Here is a 17,213-nt window from a genome sequence, read left to right on the forward strand (position 1 = left end):
AGGAATACATGAATATCCCGAGCTTTGTGCCCAGGGCGCAGCTGTCCGCGCTACTGTTGATGCGCCTGGCCAGTGACGATACGCCGTGGCCGGTGAAGGAGACGCTCGGATGATGGTGCTGCGTGCGATGCGCGACGACGCGCATGACTTTGACGCCCTTTGCCAGATTGCCGAACTCTCTGGCCCGGGATTCACCTCGCTCACCACCGATCGCGACCTGCTTCACAACAAGATTCGGCGGTCTGAAGAAGCGTTTACACAAACCCTGGACGCTCCGCTGGACGAGCTTTATCTGTTCTCGCTGGAAGACGCGGAAACCGGCGCCGTGGGCGGCTGCTGCGGTCTGGAGTCGGCCGTGGGCATGCGCGAGCCGTTCTACAACTACCGCGTGGGCACGATCGTCCATGCTTCCCGTGAGCTGGGTGTGTACCGCAAGACACCGACCCTTTATCTCTCCAACGATTACACCGGATGCAGCGAGCTATGCACGCTGTTTCTGAATCCGGACTTCCGCGGTGGAGGCAATGGGACGCTGCTGTCCAAGGCCCGATTCCTGTTCATGGCGGAGCATGCCCACCGATTCAATGATCGGGTAATCGCCGAGATGCGAGGCTGGTCCGATGACAATGGGCAATCCCCGTTCTGGGACGCGCTGGGCCGCAAGTTTTTCGACATGGACTACGCGCGGGCTGACCACCTCACCGCGGTCAGCACCAAGGCGTTCATCGCCGAATTGATGCCGCGGTATCCGGTGTACACCACCCTGCTCCCCGAGGACGCTCAGCGTGCCATCGGGCGGGTCCATCCGAACACCGAACCGGCGCTACGCATGCTTAAGGCCGAAGGGTTCCGCTATCAGGGTTATGTCGATATCTTCGACGGCGGCGCAGCAGTTGATGTGCTGTTCGAAGACATCAAGGCCATCAAGCGCAGCCGAGTGGCCGAACTGACAGTCGGCACGCCGACGGACCAGACCCGGGTGCTTGTCAGCAACCGCGAACTGGCACAATTTCGCTGCACCCTGACGATGGCTACGATCGACGAGGCCGGCGAGCAGATCACGGTGCCACCGGATATCGCAGACGCGCTAGGCGTCTCAACGGGTGATCGCCTGCGATACCTGACGCTTAGCTAAGCTCCCCCAAGACCAACGCGCCGAGACTACGTATGAATCAAGACCACACTGGCCTGTGGATCAACAACCAATGGCAGACCGCAGACGGTGCAGCCATCACCGTCACCGGTCCGGCCACCGGTGAAACCCTGTGGGGTGGCCGTAGCGCCAGCCCCGCCAATGTCGACGCGGCCGTGGGGGCGGCGCGCCATGCCGCGCTTCGATGGCAGCGCAGCCCACTGACCGATCGGATCGCGATCTGCGAGCGCTTTGCCGAACTGCTCAGAACCGACACCGAACAGCTGACGCGCACCATCGCGCTGGAAACCGGCAAGCCACTCTGGGAGGCCAAGACCGAAATCGCGGCGATGGCCGGCAAGATCGCCATCTCGGTTCGTGCCCAGGCAGAGCGTGCCGGCGAGCGCAGCGAAGACGTGGCCGGCGGCACCGCGGTTCTGCGCCACCGGCCGCACGGCGTCACCGCCGTGTTCGGGCCGTACAACTTTCCGGGCCACCTGCCGAACGGTCATATCGTGCCGGCGCTGCTGGCTGGTAATACCGTCGTGTTCAAGCCCAGTGACCAGACACCATTGATTGCGATGCAAGTCGCCGAATTATGGATGCAGGCGGGACTGGCCGAAGGCGTGTTGAATCTGGTCTGCGGCGGTGTGGAAACGGGCGCGTCGCTGGCCGGCCACGCCGGCATTGACGCGCTCTTCTTCACCGGCAGCGAGCGCACCGGCAAACTGTTGCACCGACAATTTGCCGAGCAGCCCGGCAAGATGCTGGCACTGGAGATGGGCGGCAACAACCCGCTGGTGGTCGAAGCCGTCGAGAACCTGGATGCTGCCGTCTTCGAGACGGTGCAATCCGCCTTTATCACCGCGGGGCAGCGCTGCACCTGCGCGCGACGGCTCATGGTCCCCGCTGGCGACTGGGGCGAGCGCTTTCTGGAGCGACTGATCAGCGTCACGGCAGGCCTGCGTATCGGCCTGCCTGATGAAGACCCGGCACCCTTTATGGGTCCGCTGATTTCCGCCGCGGCCGCCCAGCGCGTGCTCGACGCACAGGACATGCTCGAAAGCCGGGGCGGCATCGTACTCAAGCGTGGCGAGCGCATTGGCGGGCTCTCGGAGGCCTTCCTCGCACCCGGCATCATCGATTTAACCGGGGCGAGCGACGTGCCGGACGAAGAAGTCTTCGGGCCATTGCTATCGGTCTACCGCTACACCGATTTTGCTGACGCCCTGACCCTGGCGAACAACACGCGGTTCGGTTTGTCGGCGGGGCTTATCTCGGATTCGGATGCGAGTTGGGAGACCTTTCTGCAGACCGTACGGGCCGGCATCATCAACCGGAATCGCGCCATCACCGGCGCCAGCAGCGCCGCCCCGTTCGGAGGCCCCGGCGATAGCGGCAACCTACGGCCGAGCGCCTACTATGCTGCAGACTACTGCGCCTACCCGGTCGCGAGCATGGAGCGAGATGCCGTCGCCCTACCCGCTACGCTGCCTGCCGGAATGAGTCTGTAAGCATGCTGGTCGAAGCGAACTTCGATGGCCTCGTCGGCCCGTCGCACCATTTTGGCGGGTTGGGGGTCGGCAACCTCGCCTCTCAGGCCAACAAGGCACAGAGCTCCAACCCCCGTGAGGCGGCGCTGCAGGGCCTGGACAAGATGGCCGGACTCGCCGCGCTTGGCCTTCACCAGGGCGTGCTACCGCCGCAGGCTCGGCCAGATCTGGACTTTCTACGCCGGGTCGGCTTTAGCGGCACCGACGCCAAGGTGCTGGCGCAGGCGCTGCGTGACGCGCCTGGCCTGCTGTCCGCAGCGGGCTCCGCCGCGTCCATGTGGTCCGCAAATGCGGCAACGGTGTCTGCCTCGCCGGACACTTGGGACAGCCGCGTGCATATCACGCCCGCCAACCTGGTCTCGCAGACCCATCGTTCGCTGGAAACTGCGACAACGGCCGCCGCATTGAAGGCAACGTTTCGATCGGAACGGTACTTTGCCCATCATCCGGCGCTACCGGCCAGCAGCCAGCTCGCCGACGAAGGCGCCGCAAATCACACCCGCTTTTCGGTGGACGATCACACCTGTGGCGTGAATCTGTTTGTTTACGGTGCGGATCTGAAGGCGGATGGCGCCGGTCGCTTTCCGGCCCGCCAGACCCGGCTGGCCAGCGAAGCGGTCGCCCGTCAGCACCGCTTGCGCGGCGATCGCACCCTGTTCGCGGCCCAGCATCCCGAGGCGATTTCGGCCGGTGTCTTTCATAACGACGTGATCGCAGTAGGCCATCGCAACATGCTGCTCTATCACGAGATGGCGTTTGCCCAAGAAGCAACGGTCGTGGATAGCCTGGCGCACGCGCTTGGCGAGCCCTTGCGCACGGTCCGCATCACGCAGGCCGAAGTCAGTCTTGACGCTGCCATCCAGAGTTATCTGTTCAACTCACAGATCGTCACCTTGCCGGACGGTCGAACGCAGCTCATCGTCGCCAAGGACTGCGAGGAAAACCCGGCCGTCTGGGCGCGGATCAACGCCATGATCGAAGACGATGGGCCGATTGACGCCGTCACGGTGTTTGATGTTCGGCAGAGCATGCGCAATGGGGGCGGCCCGGCCTGTTTGCGGCTGCGCGTGCCACTCAATGGCGATGAACGTGCGGCGGTTAATCCCGACAGCTGGTTCACGCCCGAACTGCACAAGGCGCTGAAAGCCTGGGTGGATGCTCATTATCGTGATCGCCTCCAGCTCGCCGATCTCGCTGATCCCGCCTTCGTGACCGAAGTGCGCGAAGCCCTGGACCGCCTTACGGTCGTGCTCGGCCTCGGATCGATCTACCCGTTTCAGCAGACGGCGTGAACACGCTGGCATGGCAGTGGAAAAGCTTCGCCGAGCTAAGCGGTGCCGAGGTGTATTCGATGCTCGCCCTGCGGGCTTCGGTATTCGTGGTCGAACAGACCTGTCCGTATCCCGACGCTGATGGTCTGGACTTCGATGCCCGGCACCTGTTCGTGCACACCCCTGACGAGAAGCTCTGCGCCTACCTAAGGCTGCTCACCCCCGGCGTTCGCTTCGCCACGCCCAGCATCGGCCGCGTGGTGGTGAGCCCGGAATATCGCGGGGCAGGACTAGGGCGCCGACTCATGCAAGCGGGCATGCAGGAATGCCGGCGCCTGTGGCCCGCAGCGGGGATGTCGGTGGGCGCACAAGCGCATCTGGAACCGTTCTACCAGTCGCTCGGCTTTCGAACCCTGGGTGCACCCTACGACGAAGACGGCATCCCGCACATCGACATGTGTTGCGCGGCCTGACTCGACCCGGCGATTCAGCCTAGGCGGCGGCTGCCTGCCCCACGACTTTCTTGACGCCTTCGGCGAAGCGCTGAAGCCCCAGCTCCAGATCGGCCTGTGGAATGTTCAATGCCGGCGCGAAGCGCACCACATTGGGTCCGGCCACCAGCACCATGACGCCAGCTTCGAGCGCCGCATTCAGGAAGTCACGGGCCTGGCCCGCAAACGGTTCCGCCACTTCGGCGCCGATGAGCAGACCCATGCCGCGGATCTCCTTGAACGCACCGGTGTCTGCTGCGATGGCCTCCAGGCGGCTGCGCAACCATTCGCTACGCTCGCGAACCCCATCCAGCAAAGTCGGCGTGTTGACCTGGTCCAGAACCGCCTCGGCCACGGAACAGGCCAGCGGGTTGCCCCCGTACGTGCTGCCGTGCGTGCCGACGACAAAACTGGCCGCAACCTTCTCCGATGTGAGCATGGCGCCGACCGGGAAGCCGCCACCCAGCCCCTTGGCCGAGCTGAGAATATCCGGCACTACGTCGTAGGCCTGATAGGCGTAGAGATGCCCCGTGCGGCCCATGCCCGTCTGGACCTCATCGAAGATCAGCAGCGCATTGTGTTCGTCACACAGCGCACGCACGCCCTGAATGAACGCTTCGTTCGCCGGCACGATCCCGCCCTCGCCCTGCATCGGTTCCATGACCACGGCGCAGGTTCGCTCGCCAATCACCGCTTTCAACGCATCCAGGTCGTTGTACGGGATGTGATGCAAGCCCTGAGGGACAGGACCGAAACCCTCGGTGTACTTGGGCTGCCCGCCCACCGAGACCGTGAACAGCGTGCGACCGTGAAAGGCCTGCTGGAACGAGATGATCTCGTGCTTGTCCGGCCCGAAATGGTCGGAGGCATAACGGCGTGCAAGCTTGAATGCGGCCTCATTCGCTTCAGCACCCGAATTGCAGAAGTACACGCGATCTGCAAACGTCGCGGCCACGAGCTTCTGCGCGAGACGAATGGCGGGCTCGTTGGTCATCACATTCGACAGATGCCACAGCCGCTCGCTCTGCGCCTGCAGCGCCTGCACCATCGCGGGATGGCAATGCCCCAGCACGCTGACAGCGATACCACCCGCCAGATCCACATACTCGCGATTGTCCTGATCCCACACGCGCGAACCCTGCCCACGAACCGGAATCACGGCGGCCGGGTTGTAATTCGGCACCATGACGGAATCGAAATCCTGGCGGGTCACTGTTGGCATCTGGGTCATCTGAGCACCACTGCGAAGGAGATGGTGCCGGCAGAGGGAGTTGAACCCCCGACCTACGCATTACGAATGCGCCGCTCTACCAACTGAGCTATGCCGGCGTGTTAGTGCTCTCGATCCCGCCTCTCGAAGCGCTGTCGAACGCGCGATGCGCCTCGACGCGTTCCATCGAGGGCGGTCTCGAAAAGCGGCGGCGAAGTATAGCAACGTTCGAGCCCGAAGCGGAACCATCGCATCCTCGCCCGCGCCCGCCACACCTCCGTTCATCTGACGTAAACAAGCGCTGGCCGCGAGACGGTGATTAACGACCCGTTCCATCGTAAGCTACACACATGAGTAGGGGACGGGGATTCACACTGATCGAGTTGCTGGTCGCGATCGCCGTGGCCAGCATTCTGCTGGCTGTGGCCGTGCCGTCGTTTCGTGGCCTGATCGCCAGTAACCGAAGTGCAAGTGACGCCAATGCCTTGCTGTCAGTGCTGATTCTCGCCCGCAGTGAAGCGATCAAGCGAAACACGACTGTGGTTGCATGCAAGTCGTCCGACGGAGCCAGCTGCAGCCAAGATTCAACGGTTCACTGGGGCGACGGCGTCATCGTATTCGTAGACAACGTGACAGCGAACCGAACGTTGGACTCTGGGGAAGCTGTTATCCAGGTCCGGGTTCCTCTCGCGATTGTCAGCGACATGTCCGGCAATGGCCAGGTCAAGCACTACATGACGTATACCGCCAGCGGCCGCGGCACACAGAACGGCACGATCACTATCGACCCGAATGACAGCTCGAACGCCAGGGAGTTGGTGATCAGCCCGTCGGGCAGACCTTACATTCGCAAATCATGAACTCGCAGCAATCTCAAACGGGAGTCACGCTGATCGAGGTGCTGATAACCGTGGTTGTACTTGGCGTTGGCTTACTCTGGATGGCCGGCATGCAAACTTCTGCAGTTCGGCAAAACTATCTGGCATATCAGTATTCACAGGCCGCGAACTTGGCGCGGGCGTTGTCCGAACGCATGCTGGCCAACCCGATTGGAGTCCGAAGCGGGAGTTACAGCATTGCGACAGGAGACTCGCCGGCCTCACCGGCGACTAACTGCGCCACAGACGAATGTAGCCCGGTAGAACTGGCGACATGGGACCTCGCTGACTGGTCCACCGCGCTGTCGGATTCCGCAAGTGGGACAAATGTTCCCTCCTCGCCCGGAGCTACGTTGCCCGGTGCGGATTTCTCCGTCGCCTGTGCCGATGCAACGTGCACACCGACATCGGCGCATGTCGTAACCGTGTACTGGAATCCATCTCGTGACCCGGACGTCACCAAGACCGACTGCAATCCGGATGACGACGAATCATTGCGATGCTTCAGGGTCGTCCACCAGCCATGAACCAGACGAAATCTCGAGGTTTGTCGCTTATTGAACTGATGGTCGCCATGACCATCAGCATTTTGCTCCTCGCTGGCATGATCCAGATTTTCATCAGTGCGAAGCAGGGTTACAGAATTCAGGAAAGCACGTCCTTACTGCAGGAGAACGCCAGGTTCGCGATGAGGGACCTCAGTCACTACATTAACCTCGCAGACTATTGGGGCGGCGTGGAAGCCGAGGCGATTCGTCTGCACCCCGATCTCGATACGGCATACGCAGCGCGAGGCAACTGCGACTTTGCCTGGGCTATGGACCTGGCGCGAGGCGTCTTTGGCTACGACGGCGATTCGACGCCGCCTGGCCCTACGGACTGCATCCCAACGGGATATGTGCCCAATTCCGACGTGGTGGTGATCAGAACGGCAGACCCGGAGGACTATGCGTCCACGGCTGCGCTGGCAGACAGCTCAATCGACGCGCTAAGCGACAATGGCGGGCTTTATCTTCGAACGCTAGTCGGCGCCAGCGGCATCATCTTCCAGCGGGACGATTTGGCGGCGGCGGCCGCAGCGGTTCCCGGCGATGATGATCAAGGCATTCTTAACCATCGTTTTGAGATCGCCATTCTCTACCTGGCCGACTTCGATATCGGCGGTACCGATTCCCCCACACTTTCCATGCTCGATCTGGATACTGTGAGTGGGCAGGCAACGTTGCGCCCGTATCAACTCGTGGAAGGCATCGAGCAGATGCAACTCGCCTACGGCGTCGACATGGATGCCGATCAGGTCGTCGACATCTGGAAGAACGCGACAGCAGTCACGGCCAACGAGTGGGACGACGTCATCATTGTCCGAGCCGGCTTGATTGTCCGCGGCCGCGCATTGGACGATTTCGTCGATACCGCCACGTATCAGATGCCCGGTGGATTCGCATACACTCCGGCGATCGATGTGGCCAGATTCCAGCGTCGACTTATCGTTCGCGACATTCAGGTCCGAAATCGGGTTCGGGAGTAGGCATGAAATTTCGTCAACAAGACGGTTTTGTTTTGATCACTGCGGCGGTGTTTCTGGTTGTACTGACACTGGTTGCGGTCACCGCGATGAAATCAACGTCGCTAGAGTTGCGAATGAGTCACAACGAGACCATTCGCATGGAGGCATTTGACTCCTCGGAAGCGCCTCGTGTCCTCACGGCCGACCTACTCGACGTGCATACCTTCAACCGTGGCTGGCCAAAAATCGCAGGCGGGCCAGTCGAGAACAACATTTTTGACTACGCGATCCCGGCCGGACTGACGGTCCGCGACAAAGATGGGAACGACGCACCGGATGATCTCTACCTCGGCAACGACGAAACGTCGTTTTCGCCAACCGGCCTGTTGCCTGACGTCCACTACGCAAACTCGATTACGCCCAGTGGGCAAACACCCATTCAGGTTCAATCCGACGTCGCCGTATACAAAATGCGCGCCGCGCTGTCCCCCGGAGCTGGGTCCGCGATGGTTTCGGGTTACGAGGGCGTTGGGCGTGCATCCGCTGCAGCCGGCAGCAGCATTTACTACCGTGTGTTTAGCCGAGGGGTGAACCCCGACGCCAGCTGGGATGACTCGACGGGTCAGTGGTCGGCCGCCACGGCGCAGGCCTGCACGGCCTGTGAATATCGATCGGTCGTGAGGAACTAAGGGCCCGCCACCGTGAAAAAGTATATATATCGAATTCGACGCATCCAGGTCTCCACGTTCCTGGCCTTCGCGAGTTGTTTATCCACGATCGCTTGGGCAGGAGCACTGCCTTACATATCTGGCACCGACAATATGCTCAAGTACACGAGCCTGCCGGTCACCAGCGTCGATTCGGCCCAGCCGCAAGCGATGATCCAACTCGCGAAGGATCATCAGCTGTTCCTCAAGGCATACAACGACTACACCGATCTGGATGGCGACGGCACCGTCGAGTCAGGCTACCGGCACAGTTTTCGTTACTACGGGTACTTCGACGACGGAAAATGCTATCGCTACGACTCCAGCGATCGCCGCTTCGAGCCAAGCGCATTCGCAGATGGCTCACGTTATTGCGACGGCAGTACATGGTCCGGAAATTTCCTGAACTGGGCATCCATGGGCCGAATCGATGTAGTCCGTAAGATTCTCTTTGGAGGGAGACGGTCGGTAGACGAATCCGTCAACACCACGGGTAGCGATCTGACAGTGCTCGAGCGAACCTACTTGCCAAATGATGCTCACTCCTGGGCGAAGTATTACAACGGCGCGGACATCAACAAGCTGACGCCCTTCAACCCACCGACATCGAGCGGATCTATCGAAGATCGCGGGCTCACGATCTGCAACACAACGGTAGATCCAGGCTTCAACGACGTGTCCGAAGATGTCTCGGATCCGCCATTGATACGCATCGCGGAGGGTAATTATTCGCTATGGGCATCGAACGAGCGTTGGCAGTGCCTCTGGTCCGGAGAGAAATCGGCGTCCAACGCCAACGATGTTTCCAAATCTGGGATTCCAGCCCACAGTTCAAACCCGAACTACAACTCTGACCGTCTTGGCCAAGGTGACTATGTCGCACGAGTTCAAGTGTGCGTTCCCGGGTTGGAGGATGGTGATCGCTGCAAGCAATACCCCTCAGGCACTCTGAAGCCGATTGGATTATTGCAAGAGTACGGAGATACCGAACGCATGTGGTTCGGTATGGTGGCGGGAACGTACTCCAAGAACAAGGGGGGCGCCGACATCATGAAGAACGTCGGACCATTCACTGACGAGGTCAACGTCAATAATGATGGGCGACTCATCAGGGTCGCGGGGCTCAAGGACGAAACCGGGAACGTCAATGGCAACCAATCCTCCCGCTCTAACGGAATTTCCAACGCGCTCTCGCTCTACCGAATCATCAAGTACAAGCATTCTGATGGAACCTACGGCACCAACGGAAACAATTCTAATAACTGCACATTCCGACTAGCCGAGTTCGGAGATGGCACATGTCAGAACTGGGGAAATCCGTTTGGTGAAGGGTTCCACTCCGTGCTGCGGTACTACGCAAACGAACCCCCTTCCGGAGATTTTCGCTCAAACGATTCAAATGAAATCAAGGGCCTGAATCCCCCGCAGTCGTATAAATTCTCGCTCGAAGACAACAATGCCTGCGCGTCGTTGAACGTCGTGTCGTTCAACAACAGCACGATTTCCTACGATGGCGACCAACTGGATGACAATTCTGATGGCGTTGGCTCCATCGGGTCGACCTTGAGCTCAGACGAGCTAACAAACGTGGTCGGGGTGGGTGAAGGAATTCACGGAAAAACGTATTTTGTTGGAGAGAACGGAGCCACAAGCCAGGGCGACGCCGGATACCAGGTTTGCACAGCGAAAACCGTAAGTAGCCTGGGGGATGTGCGTGGACTATGCCCGACTGCACCACGCTTGGAAGGCACCTTCAAGATCGCCGGGCTGGCGCATTACGCACATACAAACGATATCAACGACAAGGTCGCCGGCCTTCAAACAGTCAAGACCTATGCAGTCAATCTGGCATCCGCGACGCCGCAAATTGACATCCCTGTTCCCAACTCACCGGCCAAATCGGTGCGAGTTCTCCCTGCCTGCCAGAACATTGACCTGAAGAAAGCCAACGGCTCGACCATTTCCGGGCTGTCGGGCGCATGCTCCATCGTCGACTTCAAAATTGTAGAACCACATGCCGAAACGAACGGGATCGGTACCGGCAAGTACTACGTAAACTGGGAGAACGGCGAGCAAGGCGGGGACTATGACCAGGACATGTGGGGCGTACTTTCGTACACGATCTCAGACTCCAAAATTGAGATCACGACCGACGTCATCGCCTACAGTGGCGGTGGCGCACGAATGGGCTTCGGTTACGTTATCTCGGGCACCACAGAAGACGGTGCGCATTTCCACTCCGGGTCCGGGGACGGCGCGGGCTTTGTTTACCATGACCCGACGGCCGCGACCGATTGTCCCACTGGTTGCAATACAAGTGACGGACCGACCAGCTACACGTATGCCTTGGGATCGTCCACCGCCAGCTTCCTGCAAGACCCTCTTTTCTACGCCGCGAAATGGGGCGGATTCAATGACATTGACGGCGATGGGACGCCGAACCAGGTCGCGGAATGGGACGCTGTGGATGAGCAAGGAAATCCAGGGGCAGATGGCATCCCAGATACCTATTTCTTTGCCGTTGAACCACGCCAACTGGAAGAGCAGCTTCGACGGGTGTTTGACGAAATTATTGGCCAGGTAGCGTCGGGCACCGCTGCCGCCGTTGTCGCGAACGCTCGGGAGGGTGAAGGCGCGGTCTACCAAGCCCTGTTCGAGCCCACACGCTCAGACAGCCTGGGCAACGAAGTTCGCTGGATCGGGACACTGCATGCGCTCTGGGTCGATTCCAACGGATATCTCCGCGAAGATGATGGCGACGCCGTATTGGAGGACTACGCCAGTGATCCTGCCGTGGAGCTCTTTTTTGACGAGTCCAATCCCGACCCGGCACAACAGCGAACCAAAGTGCGCCGATATCCAGGCGACCCGCTCACAAGCACTCCGCAGGTGTTCGACCTAGACAAACTGAACACCTTATGGAATGCCCGCGAGCAACTCGCCGGCATCGTCGGCACGGATTCGCAACGGACATACAGTTCGACGGCCGACAACGGCCGCTACATCCTGACTCACCTCGATTTCGATTTCGACGGCAAGGTCGACAACGGCGAGGTTGTTGACTTCGTCGCTTCAACCTTTGGTGATGGCCGGTTTGGCATTCTGAATGCTCCCGACAAAGACACAGCAGCGATCCTCGTCGAATACGTGCGAGGAAAAGATTTCAGCTCTCCGCTGCTCAGGCCGCGAACGCTCGACTACGATGGCGATGGCACATCCGAAACGATGCGTCTAGGCGATATCGTGCAATCAACGCCGACCGTGGTCGCCGCGCCCGCGGAGGCGTTCGATTTGCTGTATGACGATGCCAGCTACGCTGCTTTTCGGCAGAAGTATGCTCAACGCAGAAATGTCGTCTACGTGGGCGCGAACGACGGCATGTTGCACGCCTTCAACGGTGGTTGTTTCGATCCGTCGGGGCCCCGGTTCACCAAGACAGGGGGCGGATGTTCCGTCGGGCATCCGCTCGGCTCCGAATTATGGGCATACGCGCCGTATCACCTGCTGCCACACCTGACGTGGACCACCAATACCGAGTACACACACGTGTGGTATGTGGACGGAAAACCACGGGTGTTCGATGCCCGAATCTTCGGCGCCGACACTGACCATCCTGATGGCTGGGGAACGGTGCTGGTGGTAGGTTTCCAGTTTGGTGGCGGCGATATCACGCTACCCGCCTCAAGCTATAGCAATGGCTTTAGCGATTTTTCGGTGAACTCGCTCCCCAGTTCGCGCGGGAAACGAAACTTAAAGCTCGGTGCGGCATACGTCGTCCTCGATATCACCAATCCGGAAAAACCACCCAAAGTGCTTGCGGAGATTTCGCATGATGATATGGGTTTCTCCACGTCGTTCCCGACTGTTGTCGCGATGCGTGAGCGAGCCTGCAAGGTTGGAGGATGTGTCGACGACCGTTGGTATCTCGCGTTCGGCAACGGCCCAGACAATCTCGATAGCATCACCACCAACCTGATTGATGCCGAAAGCAGCCAGTCTGGCAAGCTATTTCTTTACGACCTGGAGGCGCGGGAGTTCGTCTCGGGAACATCGCCGATCGACCTGGGGACGAATGCCTCGAAAGGCGCGAAGGACAGCTTCGTCGGCGATCCAGTCACGGTGGACTGGGACCTCGATTTCAAAGCCGACGCCGTGTTTTTCGGTACGGTCGGCGGTTCTTCCGATGCTCCGGATGGCAAGCTGTTCAAGCTCGACGTCAAGGAAGAGGCTTCCGCCAGCAACTGGCTGGGCCCGGTGGTCCTGCTCGATACGGGCAATCCTGTGACGTCAACGCCGTCAGTCACTTTCGATGAATTTGGCAATCGCTGGGTTTTTGCGGGGACCGGACGCTTCTACAGCGACGCGGACAAATCCAGCTCCGACCAGCAGGCATTGTTTGGCGTTATTGATACGGCCGATACGGCGGCTGCCAGCAATCCGATCCGCAGCTATTCGGGTCTGGTGGACGTGACGAACGCTCGGGTCGCAACCTCCGGAGTCATTGACGGTGTGTCCTACGGTGGCAACGACATCACCGACCAGCTAACCCTGGTAGACACGACTGCACAGGCCTACGGCTGGAAGCTGCAGCTGTCCACCGCCCCGGCAGAACGCAATGTGACATCGACATCCCTGCTGGGTGACATCTTGTTCGCATCAGCCTTTACGCCCAGCTCGAATTTGTGCGGTGGGCAAGGCAGTAGCGAGTTGTATGGCCTGTTTTTCAAGACCGGCGCCCCAAGTCCAGATATTCCGACGTTCTCGACCACACCGGCCACGATCGCAGGGGAGACCGTCGAGGAAGCGATTCGCAGCGTCGACCTGGGCGTTGGCCTGGCGTCGGCTCCCAGCCTGCATGCTGCAGCTGCTCGCGATAATCGTGGTCTGACGGTCTTTACGCAGACATCCACCGGTGCCATTGAGCGCCGGGAAGGGGCCATTACCCAGGCGGCTCGAAGCGGCGAGATCAGTTGGCAGGAAACGTACCTGTGCGAGTAACGCAGCGAGGATTCACTTTGATTGAGATGGTGATCGTCGCGGTCATTGTCGGAATACTTGCTGCGATCGCGATCCCCAGCTATCAGTCCTATCTAGCCAAAAGCGCTCGGGCACAGGGCAAGCACTGCCTCGTCGAGGTCCAGCAGCGGATGGAGAAGTTCTTTGTCCGCAACCATCGTTACGCGACAACCATCGGAGCGCTGGGCTATGACGTGGATGAGAAGGATCAACTGCAATGTTCCGACATTTCTGACGGTAGCCCTACCGGCCGGAGCTATTCGATGGCGATCAGCACACCCAGCAGTACTGGGTGTACCAATGCAATCTGCTACGAGTTAATAGCATCGCCGACCGGATCTCAGGCCGCAGACGGAGCGTTGTCGCTGGTCGTAAAACGCACGACTGCGACGCCGGACGGCCGTCCGGATGTGCAGCGGTTCCGCACCCAGGGCAGCGACAAGACTAGCTGGTGAGCACGCCGCTCATCGCCTGAGCCAACTCGGCGGCCGCTGCGGGCGCCATCGCAACACCATTTCGATGGTGTCCTGCGTTGATCCAGAGGTTGTCGCTCAACTGCCCGATCCGTGGCTCTCCCGTGGACGACCCCGGACGCAGCCCGGCCCAATGTTCGACGACTGGATAATTCGTGAGAGTCGGCTGGATACGCACAGCCAACTGCTGCAGGGCCACCCGCCCCGCCTCCGTTGTACTCGAATCAAATCCGACGTACTCCATCGTGCTGCCGCATAGCACCAGCCCGTCGCTACGTGGGATGACATAAGCGCCGCCGCCGAGCGTAATCTCGTGAAACTCGCCGGGAGGCGCCGCGAAAGCAATCATCTGCCCCCGCACGGGCTCGACATCGATGATGTCAGCCAGGTCACCCAGCACTGCAGCCGCCCAGGCCCCAGCGCAGACCACGACATGGTCGTACTCCGGGAGCCTACCTTCCGATATTTGCAGGGTCGCATGATCGCCCCGCAGCTCGACCTGCGCTGCATGTTCGGGATAGATGTGCACCCCTTTCGAGACCGCGATATCCGCAACGGCTCGAGCCGCCCTTGGCGTTCTGACCTGCCATACATCTGGCAGCAACACCGATCCATCTGCCTGAGCCCGCACATCCACTCCGCTGCGATGCCCCCACTGCTCCGCTGGCGCATGCTGGTCCAGCACTCTCATGCCGGACTTGAGCAACCCTGCCTGCCCTTCGCACCCAGCATCGCTCAATTCATCACGCCAAAGCTGGGCGCCGCGCAACGACAACGTCGTGATTCGGTCGGAATAGTCCCAGGGCCACAGCGGACAAAGTATGCCGCCGCCTGCCCATGATGCCCTGCCAGCCATATGCCCGGCATCGTATACGTCAACACCAGCGCCCTTGCGACGCAATTCGATGGCGCTCCACAAGCCAACGAGGCCGCCGCCAACAATGGCGACCCTCGGCGCTTTGTCGCTCGAACTCCGGGACAGCGCTATCATGATGATTGGTCAGGGATGCGCGCAGGACAAATGAGACACGAAGATTCCGGCGGCATACGCTTACAGACCTCACCGCCTCGAGAACGCGGTTTTACTCTCTTCGAATTAATATACACAGTCGTGATTGCCGCGATTCTGGCGGCGGTTGCGCTGCCTGCATATCAAGGCTACGTCCTCAAGTCGAACCGCTCCGTCGTGCGTGCTTACCTGCAGCAGTTACAAGGCCAGCAGGAAGCCTACGCGCTGACTCATCGTGGTCAATATGCGACATCGGTCAAGACGCTCACCGGCGCGGCGTCTCCCTTTTTCATCGATTCCGCGGGCCAGGTGTCCAGCACGCTCCAAGACCAATCCTTGTTCAAGATCTCGATGGTGGACGCCTCGACAACCGGCTTCACATTGGTCGCGGAGCCGGTCGGCAGGCAGTCGAAAGATTCGGATTGCTCCATTTATCTCTTGGCGTCTGACGGCCGCACGTGGGCGAACAACAAGGATTTTAGCGACGCACTCGCAGCGGAAGACAAAGGCTGTTGGACTAGCTAGCCGACACGCAGCGCGGACGGAAGAGAAAACGTAATCGTCTCCTCCCGCCCCTTGAGCTCCTCCGCTGCCACACCGCCATGCTCCTTCAAGCGGTCGATCACGCGGCGAACGAGCACTTCCGGTGCGGAGGCACCCGCCGTCACGCCAACGCTGCGACAGTTCTCCAGCCACGCGGCCTGAATGTCGTCAGGTCCGTCGATCAACCATGCCTGCGTCCCACATTGTTCGGCGAGTTCACGCAGACGGTTGGAATTGGAGCTGTTGATGGATCCGACCACCAGCACCACGTCGGCGCGACGCGCTAGGTCTCGCACCGCATCCTGACGGTTCTGCGTGGCATAGCAGATGTCGTCCTTGCGCGGTCCCTGTACAGCCGGAAACCTCGCTCTCAACGCGTCGATGACGCGTGCGGTGTCGTCCACCGACAGCGTGGTCTGCGTGACGTAGGCCAGGCGTTGCGGGTCTCGCGGCGTGAGCGCGTCGACATCTTCCGGTGTTTCAACCAGGTGAATGCGCCCGCCACCAGCGGCATCGAACTGCCCCATGGTGCCTTCGACCTCCGGATGGCCGGCGTGACCGATCAGCACGACGTCCAGCCCCTGCCGGGAGTAGCGGGTGACCTCGATATGTACCTTGGTCACCAGCGGACAGGTGGCGTCGAACACGGTCAGGCCACGGCTGTCAGCGTCCTTCCGGACCTGTTGCGACACGCCATGCGCCGAGAATATGCAGGTGGCGCCGGAGGGGATTTCGTCGACTTCGTCGACGAAGATCGCGCCCTCGTCACGAAGGCGGTCCACCACGAAGCGGTTGTGGACGACTTCATGTCGCACATAAATCGGTGCGCCAAGCTGCTGTAGCGCGCGTTCCACGATTTCGATGGCGCGATCAACACCGGCGCAAAAGCCACGGGGGTTGGCGAGCAAAATATCCATGGAATGCCTGTCAGGCGTTAGGGGACGACGACGCCCGACGACTGGATAACAACATGTCCAGCACGAGCATCAAGGCGCCCAGGGTAATGGCGATGTCCGCAACATTGAAGGCCGGGTAGTGCCATGTCTGCCAGTGGAAATCAATGAAGTCGACGACGTAACCGCGTGCCGCGCGATCAATGACGTTGCCCAAGGCCCCACCCAGGACCAGACATAGCGCAACCGCCAGCAGATGCTCGTCCCGAGGGTGATTGCGCAGCCACCAGAGAATCCAGACCGATACCGCCACGCCGAGCACGATGAACACCCACGGCGGAAACTCGGCAAACATCGAAAACGCTGCGCCGGTGTTATGCAGATGCGTCAGGTTGAGAATGGGCAGCAGCTCGATCCGCTCATATTTCAGCAAGGAGCGGAAGACCAGCTGTTTGGTGACCTGGTCTAACAGGATGATGGCGGCAGACAACCACAGCCAGTGAACATTTGTCGCGCGAAACGCCATCGAA

Annotated in this window: 15 protein-coding genes and 1 tRNA gene; 11 read left to right on the plus strand and 5 right to left on the minus strand. The window is 60.3% G+C overall.

The features are described from left to right. Positions 1-109: 109 nt before the first annotated feature. From astA to ACE1EY_RS02465, 4 genes are read left to right on the plus strand one after another with little or no spacing between them, the layout of a single operon-like run. Positions 110-1,135: an arginine N-succinyltransferase gene (gene astA, locus ACE1EY_RS02450; protein WP_291513513.1), complete on the plus strand. Its 1,026-nt coding sequence runs from the start codon at positions 110-112 to the stop codon at positions 1,133-1,135. Between the two features lie 32 nt (positions 1,136-1,167). Beyond that, on the plus strand, positions 1,168-2,646 hold the full coding sequence (gene astD, locus ACE1EY_RS02455) for a succinylglutamate-semialdehyde dehydrogenase (RefSeq protein WP_370299375.1): 1,479 nt from the start codon (positions 1,168-1,170) through the stop codon (positions 2,644-2,646). 2 nt (positions 2,647-2,648) lie between these two features. Then, positions 2,649-3,977, plus strand: coding sequence for an N-succinylarginine dihydrolase (gene astB / locus ACE1EY_RS02460; RefSeq protein WP_370299376.1), 1,329 nt, complete (start codon positions 2,649-2,651; stop codon positions 3,975-3,977). Next, positions 3,974-4,429 carry a GNAT family N-acetyltransferase gene (locus ACE1EY_RS02465; RefSeq protein WP_370299377.1) on the plus strand — a complete coding sequence of 152 codons (456 nt, stop codon included), beginning with the start codon at positions 3,974-3,976 and terminating at the stop codon, positions 4,427-4,429. Before astB ends, ACE1EY_RS02465 begins: the two co-directional genes overlap by 4 nt. 19 nt (positions 4,430-4,448) lie before the next feature. On the opposite strand, the gene ACE1EY_RS02470 is transcribed toward ACE1EY_RS02465, so the two are convergent. Continuing rightward, positions 4,449-5,678: an aspartate aminotransferase family protein gene (locus ACE1EY_RS02470; RefSeq protein WP_291513517.1), complete on the minus strand. Its 1,230-nt coding sequence runs from the start codon at positions 5,676-5,678 to the stop codon at positions 4,449-4,451. 22 nt (positions 5,679-5,700) lie between these two features. Continuing rightward, a tRNA-Thr gene (locus tag ACE1EY_RS02475) sits at positions 5,701-5,776 on the minus strand. A gap of 231 nt (positions 5,777-6,007) precedes the next feature. On the opposite strand from ACE1EY_RS02475, the gene ACE1EY_RS02480 reads away from it, so the two are divergent. The 6 genes from ACE1EY_RS02480 to ACE1EY_RS02505 all read left to right on the plus strand — a co-directional run bounded on the left by ACE1EY_RS02480 (position 6,008) and on the right by ACE1EY_RS02505 (position 14,220). Next, on the plus strand, positions 6,008-6,517 hold the full coding sequence (locus ACE1EY_RS02480) for a GspH/FimT family pseudopilin (RefSeq protein WP_370299378.1): 510 nt from the start codon (positions 6,008-6,010) through the stop codon (positions 6,515-6,517). Further along, complete coding sequence (gene pilV / locus ACE1EY_RS02485; protein WP_370299379.1) at positions 6,514-7,062, plus strand: type IV pilus modification protein PilV; 549 nt, start codon at positions 6,514-6,516, stop codon at positions 7,060-7,062. The genes ACE1EY_RS02480 and pilV overlap by 4 nt, the downstream gene beginning before the upstream one ends. Further along, positions 7,059-8,063 (plus strand): PilW family protein, encoded by a 1,005-nt coding sequence (locus ACE1EY_RS02490; protein WP_370299380.1) that lies wholly within the window; start codon positions 7,059-7,061, stop codon positions 8,061-8,063. Before pilV ends, ACE1EY_RS02490 begins: the two co-directional genes overlap by 4 nt. 2 nt (positions 8,064-8,065) lie before the next feature. Further along, positions 8,066-8,731 (plus strand): PilX N-terminal domain-containing pilus assembly protein, encoded by a 666-nt coding sequence (locus ACE1EY_RS02495; RefSeq protein ID WP_370299381.1) that lies wholly within the window; start codon positions 8,066-8,068, stop codon positions 8,729-8,731. Positions 8,732-8,863: 132 nt separating this feature from the next. Next, positions 8,864-13,747 carry a pilus assembly protein gene (locus tag ACE1EY_RS02500; protein ID WP_370299382.1) on the plus strand — a complete coding sequence of 1,628 codons (4,884 nt, stop codon included), beginning with the start codon at positions 8,864-8,866 and terminating at the stop codon, positions 13,745-13,747. Then, positions 13,738-14,220, plus strand: coding sequence for a type IV pilin protein (locus ACE1EY_RS02505; protein ID WP_370299383.1), 483 nt, complete (start codon positions 13,738-13,740; stop codon positions 14,218-14,220). Before ACE1EY_RS02500 ends, ACE1EY_RS02505 begins: the two co-directional genes overlap by 10 nt. On the opposite strand, the gene ACE1EY_RS02510 is transcribed toward ACE1EY_RS02505, so the two are convergent. After that, a complete protein-coding gene (locus ACE1EY_RS02510) occupies positions 14,210-15,229 on the minus strand; it encodes an NAD(P)/FAD-dependent oxidoreductase (RefSeq protein WP_370299384.1) in 1,020 nt (339 codons plus the stop codon). The genes ACE1EY_RS02505 and ACE1EY_RS02510 overlap by 11 nt on opposite strands. Positions 15,230-15,259: 30 nt before the next feature. On the opposite strand from ACE1EY_RS02510, the gene ACE1EY_RS02515 reads away from it, so the two are divergent. After that, the gene (locus ACE1EY_RS02515; RefSeq protein WP_370299385.1) at positions 15,260-15,772 is read left to right on the plus strand and encodes a type IV pilin protein; all 513 of its coding nucleotides are present in this window, start codon (positions 15,260-15,262) and stop codon (positions 15,770-15,772) included. Here the strand turns inward: ACE1EY_RS02515 and ispH are convergent. Together ispH and lspA are read right to left on the minus strand one after the other, a co-directional pair. Next, complete coding sequence (gene ispH, locus ACE1EY_RS02520) at positions 15,769-16,707, minus strand: 4-hydroxy-3-methylbut-2-enyl diphosphate reductase (RefSeq protein ID WP_291513526.1); 939 nt, start codon at positions 16,705-16,707, stop codon at positions 15,769-15,771. The two genes, ACE1EY_RS02515 and ispH, sit on opposite strands and share 4 nt — an antisense overlap. A 10-nt stretch (positions 16,708-16,717) precedes the next feature. Next, complete coding sequence (lspA, locus tag ACE1EY_RS02525; RefSeq protein ID WP_291513527.1) at positions 16,718-17,209, minus strand: signal peptidase II; 492 nt, start codon at positions 17,207-17,209, stop codon at positions 16,718-16,720. Between the last annotated feature and the right edge of the window lie 4 nt (positions 17,210-17,213).

Origin of the sequence: Abyssibacter sp. (assembly GCF_964229365.1) — a bacterium.
GTDB lineage: Bacteria > Pseudomonadota > Gammaproteobacteria > Nevskiales > OUC007 > Abyssibacter.